The organism is Evansella tamaricis (genome assembly GCF_019042215.1).
In the GTDB taxonomy this organism is placed as follows: domain Bacteria; phylum Bacillota; class Bacilli; order Bacillales; family Salisediminibacteriaceae; genus Evansella; species Evansella tamaricis.
Genome location: NZ_JAHQCS010000050.1, coordinates 1 through 5,809 on the forward strand (window position 1 = coordinate 1; position 5,809 = coordinate 5,809).

Below are 5,809 nucleotides of genomic sequence, written 5' to 3' on the forward strand. Positions count from 1 at the left end.
GGTATTCTCCTATCATGCGAGCGACGAGCGCAGCCATTGCCATACAAATAAAAGGAACTGAAAAAGTGGTTTTAAACTTTTTCAGTTGCTTCATAATCCCTGCGGGGCACTTCGGAAATGACAACCGAAGTCAAAAGCGGACTTCTGTTGTCATTCCTCCACTGCCCTACGTTCGTGTTCATAGGCGGTTGCGCTTTTCTTATTGTCTAGCTCCACCGCCTACTTGCAAGGGAACTGAAAAAGTGGTGCTTTTCCACTTTTACAGTCTCTCTAAGCAATGAGCATAGCCTGCTATTGGATACATAATCCTATAGTATACTAGACTACAAAGCTATAGAGAGTCATTTTAAATAAACAGGAGTTGAGACAGATTCATGATCCTTTATCTCATACGGCATGGGCAGTCAGAAGCCAATTTAAAAGGAATAATTCAAGGTCATAGGGACTATCCCCTATCCCATCTGGGTAAAAAACAAGCATTACTCCTTGGGAAATATTTTGGTGATTCAAAACGTAAAGTGGATTTAATATACAGCAGTGATTTAACTCGTGCTTATTTAACAGCAAAAGAAATTGCTTACGCAAATCAAAAAACAGTCACTTCTCTAGAAATCCTCCGAGAGGTGGGTTTAGGCCCCCTTGAAGGCTTGACGAGAGCGGAAATGAAAAATATGTTTCCATTATTGAAGCCAGAATCTTTACTCACTTCCGGAATTTCCGGAACCGAAGAAGTGGAATCCATTACTTCTCGCTGTTTGCAAATCAAGAATATGTTATCCCAAATACCGCCAGATAAAACAGTAGTAATGGTTTCTCATGGAGGATTTATAAGCATGTTCCTGATGTATCTTATGGCTGGAGAACAGTGGATGACCTTAGACCGACCATTTATTATTGGAAATACTGGAGTTTCAAAAATTGAATGGAACAAAGGTACAAAAACAAAGTTTCATTACATTAACAGATTAAGTCATCTCGAATCGGAAGCAGGATTCGAAACAGCGTCAATATTATATTAATAACGGAGTTCATTCAAATAAACACTATTTTTTTCTATCCCAAAAGAATGGTGTCAACCTTTAATATGCGAATCTATGGGAAAAACAGTGTACTTTCTCTACATTTATGTATCTTATCTCTATATTCTAAAAAAACAGCCAAATGGAAAGGGTTTCATAGTATAATAATATTGTTGAAAAAGACAGGAGAAGGAGTGTTGTCACGTGGAAAAATTCCGTCAAAGTATGTACGAATTAGTGGTGGAAACCTCAACAAACTTACCATATGATGTCCGCCGGGCCATCCGGAAAGCAAAGGAACAGGAAAATGCAGGAACACGGGCGGCGTTATCGCTAGCAACGATCACTCAAAATATAGAGATGGCAGACGATAACGTATTACCAATCTGTCAAGATACGGGAATGTTGACTTTTGAAATAAAAGTACCAATTGGTGCAAATCAGATAGAAATGAAAAAAGATATTTATGAGGCGATCCGTCAAGCTACCAAAGACGGAAAACTAAGACCTAATTCTGTTGATTCATTAACTGGGGAAAATAGTGGAGATAACATAGGCCCAGGTACACCGATAATCCATTTTGAACAATGGGAAGAAGATTACATTGATGCCCGGTTAATTATTAAAGGGGGCGGATGTGAGAATAAAAATATTCAATATAGCTTACCGATGGAAATCGAAGGATTAGGAAGAGCTGGCCGAGATTTAGACGGTATTCGTAAATGTATTCTCCATTCCGTCTACCAAGCACAAGGTCAGGGCTGTAGTGCAGGATTTATTGGAGTAGGTATTGGAGGAGACAGAATCTCCAGTTACGAGTTGGCGAAAAAACAACTTCTACGTGATGTGAATGATGTAAACGAAAACACAAAGTTAAAAGATCTCGAAGAATATATTATGGAAAAGGCTAATACATTAGGGATTGGCACAATGGGATTTGGTGGAGAAGCAACACTATTGGGCTGTAAAGTAGCGGCTCAGAATCGTCTGCCTGCAAGCTTCTTTGTTTCTGTTGCATATAATTGTTGGGCTTTCCGTCGCCTTGGTGTCCAAATGAGTGCCATTACAGGGGAAATAAACAACTGGTTATACCAAGAAGGGGAAAAAGTTAGCTTTAAGGAAGAGGATAATAAGGCTGTTGCCCAACAGGAAGAAGCAAAAGAAGTCGTTCTTCAAGCACCTATTACAGAAGAACAAATCCGGGAGTTGAAAGTTGGAGATGTGGTGGTTATCAATGGTGATCTTCATACCGGGCGAGATGCAATCCACCATCATTTAATGGACCACGATGCTCCAATTGATTTAAATGGACAAATTATCTATCACTGTGGACCAGTAATGTTGAAGGATTCAGATGGGGAGTGGCATGTGAAAGCGGCAGGTCCTACTACTAGTATCCGGGAAGAACCTTACCAGGGGGATATCATGAAAAAATTTGGTATCCGTGCCGTTATTGGTAAAGGTGGAATGGGGCCTAAGACGTTAAAAGCCTTGGAAGAGCACGGAGGCGTTTATTTAAATGCTATTGGCGGTGCGGCGCAGTACTATGCGGAATGTATTAAAAAAGTGGATGGAGTAGATTTAATGGAATTTGGAATTCCTGAAGCAATGTGGCATTTAAAAGTGGACGGTTTCCGCGCCATTGTCACTATGGACTCCCATGGTAATAGCCTTCATAAAGATGTGGATAAAACATCCTTTGAACGACTTCAACAATATAGCGAGAAAGTGTTTGCATAAAACTTCTAAGGAAGAAAAAATTTCATCATCATCTATGATTAGCGTCAGCGCACGATTTCCTTTTAAAAGGGAATCGTGCGTTTTTTAACACTATTTCTTTCACCTGAAAAGGATTTTTTGGAGGAGATGTGATGATGGTAATAACGATAACAAGGGGAACGATTCATGACTATGATATCATTCCAATTCTGTTTGATCAGGCAGGAGAAGATAGTATCGAAGTTAATAAACAATTTTTCTTGAATGAGAACAATATAATGCTGATAGCCTGGAAGGAGTGTGTACCATGTGGCTTCTTATATGGTTATCTTCTGGAGAGTGTTCACCGGAGGATGCCACAGCTTTTCCTATATTCCATTGATGTTTTTGCGGAACATCAAAATAAAGGAGTTGGAAGTCGTCTAGTAGAATCTTTTATAAATTTGGCTAAAGAAAAGAATTGTTCAGAGGTTTTTGTTATCACAAATGATCACAATGTCATTGCAAAAAAATTATATGAAGGAACAGGAGGACAAAGGGATATGCTTGATGAAATAATGTATATTTATCCCCTTGTGTAATCGTGTGAAAAATCAGTTTAATATAAGGAGAAAATGATCGGAATGAGCGAAATTACATTAATTACGGAATTCAAGGACGATGAAATTTTACGAAAGAGTTTCTTTGATTTAGCTAAAAGTACGTTCGGAGTAGATTTTAATCTTTGGTTTAAAAATGGTTTCTGGAATGAAAAGTATCAGTGTTATTCCTTCTGCTATAACAAAAATATAATTGCCAACGTGTCCGCCAATAAAATGGATCTCATTATAAATGGGAAATCAATCCACGCTGTGCAAATTGGGACAGTGATGACACATCCTGATTTCAGACATCGGGGATTAGCATCTAACTTAATGAAAAAAATATTGGAAGACTATAATAAAGACGATACTTTTTTCTTTCTTTTTGCAGACAAAGAGGTGGGGGAATTTTATCCTAAATTAGGATTCACGCCTAGAAAAGAAATATTGTTCTCCACTACTGTTAGTAGTAACAAGGGACATCGTAAGAACGAGGAGATAAAAAAATTAAATCCAAATCTAAAAGAAGACATGAATCTGATTTTAAGAATCTATGCTAATACGAAAACACAGTCCAGTGTTTTTGGGGTGAAAAATGCAGAACACCTCCTAGGATTCTATTGCCTATTGGCATACCCGAATGATATTTATTATGTGAAAGAGAAAAATCTAGTTGTAATATACAAGCAGGAAAATAACATATGTCATCTATATGGTGTATTTAGCGAAGGGGATGTATTGTTTGAAGATGTAAAAGGAATTGTTACGAATGAATCAATCAATAAGTTCCTCTTTCATTTTACTCCTGCTTTTTCTGACCTGGAAGCCGACAAGGACGAATATAAAACGAATGAGTACATTTTACTGGTGAGACCAAATAAAGTAGAATTGCCGGAACAATTCCGAATTCCTTATATTGCCCATTCCTAATGGATGTGAGAAGATTCCGTTTCAAGAAGAGAAGGGATTTTCTTTAGTGATTTAGCATAGGAAGACACATGGTATTAACAGGTTCCACTTCTATCGCAAAAATTAAAAATACATGTTGATTTGACTAACAAATTCCTTTCTGGTTTGTTAGTCTTTTCTCGGTAAGAATTTATAAGTTTTGGCACCTACGGGTAAGTTGTTTAGCGCCAGTGCTTTTTTTTATTTACTAATAAAGTATTGAGTGGTTTTACCATCCAAAATACGCTCTTCATAATGACCACTTGTAAATTCTTGAATGGTTTTTCGCCAGAAAGACTGGGCAGGGTGATTATTTGCGATTTGAAACACTTCCCATGGACCTTTATGATTTCTGAATATTGTCTGCGCAGCTAATTTACCTAACCCGTTCCTGCGAAACTTTTTCATAATAAAAAATTCAGCAATGGAAAAATAGTAGTCCCCTGCAGTATTTATTTTTCGGATAAGGGCGAAACCAACAAGCCGGTTATCATTCCAAATTAAATAAGGATATCGGTCGTTTTCTTCCCAATAGGCATCTAAATAAGAATAGTCTTCGAATAGCCCATCTTCCTTTACATATGCATCAACAAATTCCGAGAAGTCATAAAAATAAAACTGCATTAAGTTATTTATGATATTCTTCTCGCTTTTGGATGCCAAATTTAAAGTTATCATATATATATCCCATCCCTGATTTTTCATAATGGCAGCGTTTATTAGATTGTTCTACAAAATGGGAGAGAGTTCCTGCTATTTATATAAATAATAACTCACTCGTTATATATTAGAGAATCCTTTAGTAGGAGTCATGAGTGAAGAGGAATATAGTGGATGAAGGAAGAATTTAACAATATATAACCGATTGAAGGTGGTGGAAGATATGGAGAGCATGATTGTTAGTGAGATGGGTCAGGACGATTGGGAGGTAGTGAGTAACATATACTTAGAAGGTATTCGTACTGGGAACGCAACTTTTGAAACGAATGTACCCACATGGGAAAAATGGGATGAAAGCCATGTGAAGAAGTGTAGATTGGTAGCTAGAAGAAATGAGAAAGTAATAGGTTGGGCAGCATTGAGTCCAGTATCAAGCCGATGTGTTTACACTGGGGTTGCCGAAGTTAGTATTTATATATCAAAAAGTACATCAGGTCAAGGGGTGGGTAGTGCGATTCTATCTGAACTGATTAAAGAGAGTGAGAAGGAGGGGTACTGGTCCCTCAAAGCGGGTATCTTTCCTGAAAACAAAGCAAGTATAATGCTTCACAAGAAACATGGATTTCGCGAGGTAGGTATTCAGGACCGAATAGGTAAAATAAATGGGGTTTGGCGTAATGTTCTCCTTTTGGAAAGGAGAAGTGATGTTGTAGGAATTGATTAGATATGAACCCTTCTTTAAAGGATTTTTTTTAGAAGTATGAGCGAGTATAAAGTGGATATCTTAGTCTAGCTCCAGCGCCTACTCACTACGGGGCACTTCGGAAATGACAACCGAAGTCAAAGATCGGACTTCTGTTGTCATTCCTCCACTGCCCTACG

At 37.9% G+C, this 5,809-nt stretch carries 6 protein-coding genes; 5 read left to right on the plus strand and 1 reads right to left on the minus strand.

Going from position 1 to position 5,809, the window contains the following annotated elements; all coding sequences use genetic code 11:
• The first annotated feature begins 374 nt into the window (after window positions 1–374).
• The 4 genes from KS419_RS03695 (at window position 375) to KS419_RS03710 (ending at window position 4,249) form a co-directional block, all read left to right on the plus strand.
• The gene (locus KS419_RS03695) at window positions 375–1,019 is read left to right on the plus strand and encodes a histidine phosphatase family protein (RefSeq protein WP_217064736.1); all 645 of its coding nucleotides are present in this window, start codon (window positions 375–377) and stop codon (window positions 1,017–1,019) included.
• 225 nt (window positions 1,020–1,244) lie between these two features.
• Window positions 1,245–2,759: a fumarate hydratase gene (locus KS419_RS03700; protein ID WP_246593639.1), complete on the plus strand. Its 1,515-nt coding sequence runs from the start codon at window positions 1,245–1,247 to the stop codon at window positions 2,757–2,759.
• 134 nt (window positions 2,760–2,893) lie between these two features.
• Entirely contained in the window at window positions 2,894–3,319 is a 426-nt protein-coding gene (locus KS419_RS03705; RefSeq protein ID WP_217064738.1) for a GNAT family N-acetyltransferase, read from the plus strand.
• 42 nt (window positions 3,320–3,361) lie between these two features.
• The gene (locus KS419_RS03710) at window positions 3,362–4,249 is read left to right on the plus strand and encodes a GNAT family N-acetyltransferase (protein WP_217064739.1); all 888 of its coding nucleotides are present in this window, start codon (window positions 3,362–3,364) and stop codon (window positions 4,247–4,249) included.
• Window positions 4,250–4,468: 219 nt separating this feature from the next.
• Here KS419_RS03710 and KS419_RS03715 read toward each other — a convergent pair whose 3' ends face one another.
• Window positions 4,469–4,945 carry a GNAT family N-acetyltransferase gene (locus KS419_RS03715; RefSeq protein WP_217064740.1) on the minus strand — a complete coding sequence of 159 codons (477 nt, stop codon included), beginning with the start codon at window positions 4,943–4,945 and terminating at the stop codon, window positions 4,469–4,471.
• Window positions 4,946–5,150: 205 nt separating this feature from the next.
• On the opposite strand from KS419_RS03715, the gene KS419_RS03720 reads away from it, so the two are divergent.
• Window positions 5,151–5,651 (plus strand): GNAT family N-acetyltransferase, encoded by a 501-nt coding sequence (locus KS419_RS03720; protein WP_217064741.1) that lies wholly within the window; start codon window positions 5,151–5,153, stop codon window positions 5,649–5,651.
• The last annotated feature ends 158 nt before the right edge of the window (window positions 5,652–5,809 follow it).

What these genes read in the sequence shown, in the direction of transcription:
- KS419_RS03695 (WP_217064736.1), top strand. Translation starts at nt 375, where the DNA reads ATGATCCTTTATCTCATACGGCATGGGCAGTCAGAAGCCAATTTAAAA.
- KS419_RS03700 (WP_246593639.1), top strand. Translation starts at nt 1,245, where the DNA reads ATGTACGAATTAGTGGTGGAAACCTCAACAAACTTACCATATGATGTC.
- KS419_RS03705 (WP_217064738.1), top strand. Translation starts at nt 2,894, where the DNA reads ATGGTAATAACGATAACAAGGGGAACGATTCATGACTATGATATCATT.
- KS419_RS03710 (WP_217064739.1), top strand. Translation starts at nt 3,362, where the DNA reads ATGAGCGAAATTACATTAATTACGGAATTCAAGGACGATGAAATTTTA.
- KS419_RS03715 (WP_217064740.1), bottom strand. Translation starts at nt 4,945, where the DNA reads ATGATAACTTTAAATTTGGCATCCAAAAGCGAGAAGAATATCATAAAT.
- KS419_RS03720 (WP_217064741.1), top strand. Translation starts at nt 5,151, where the DNA reads ATGGAGAGCATGATTGTTAGTGAGATGGGTCAGGACGATTGGGAGGTA.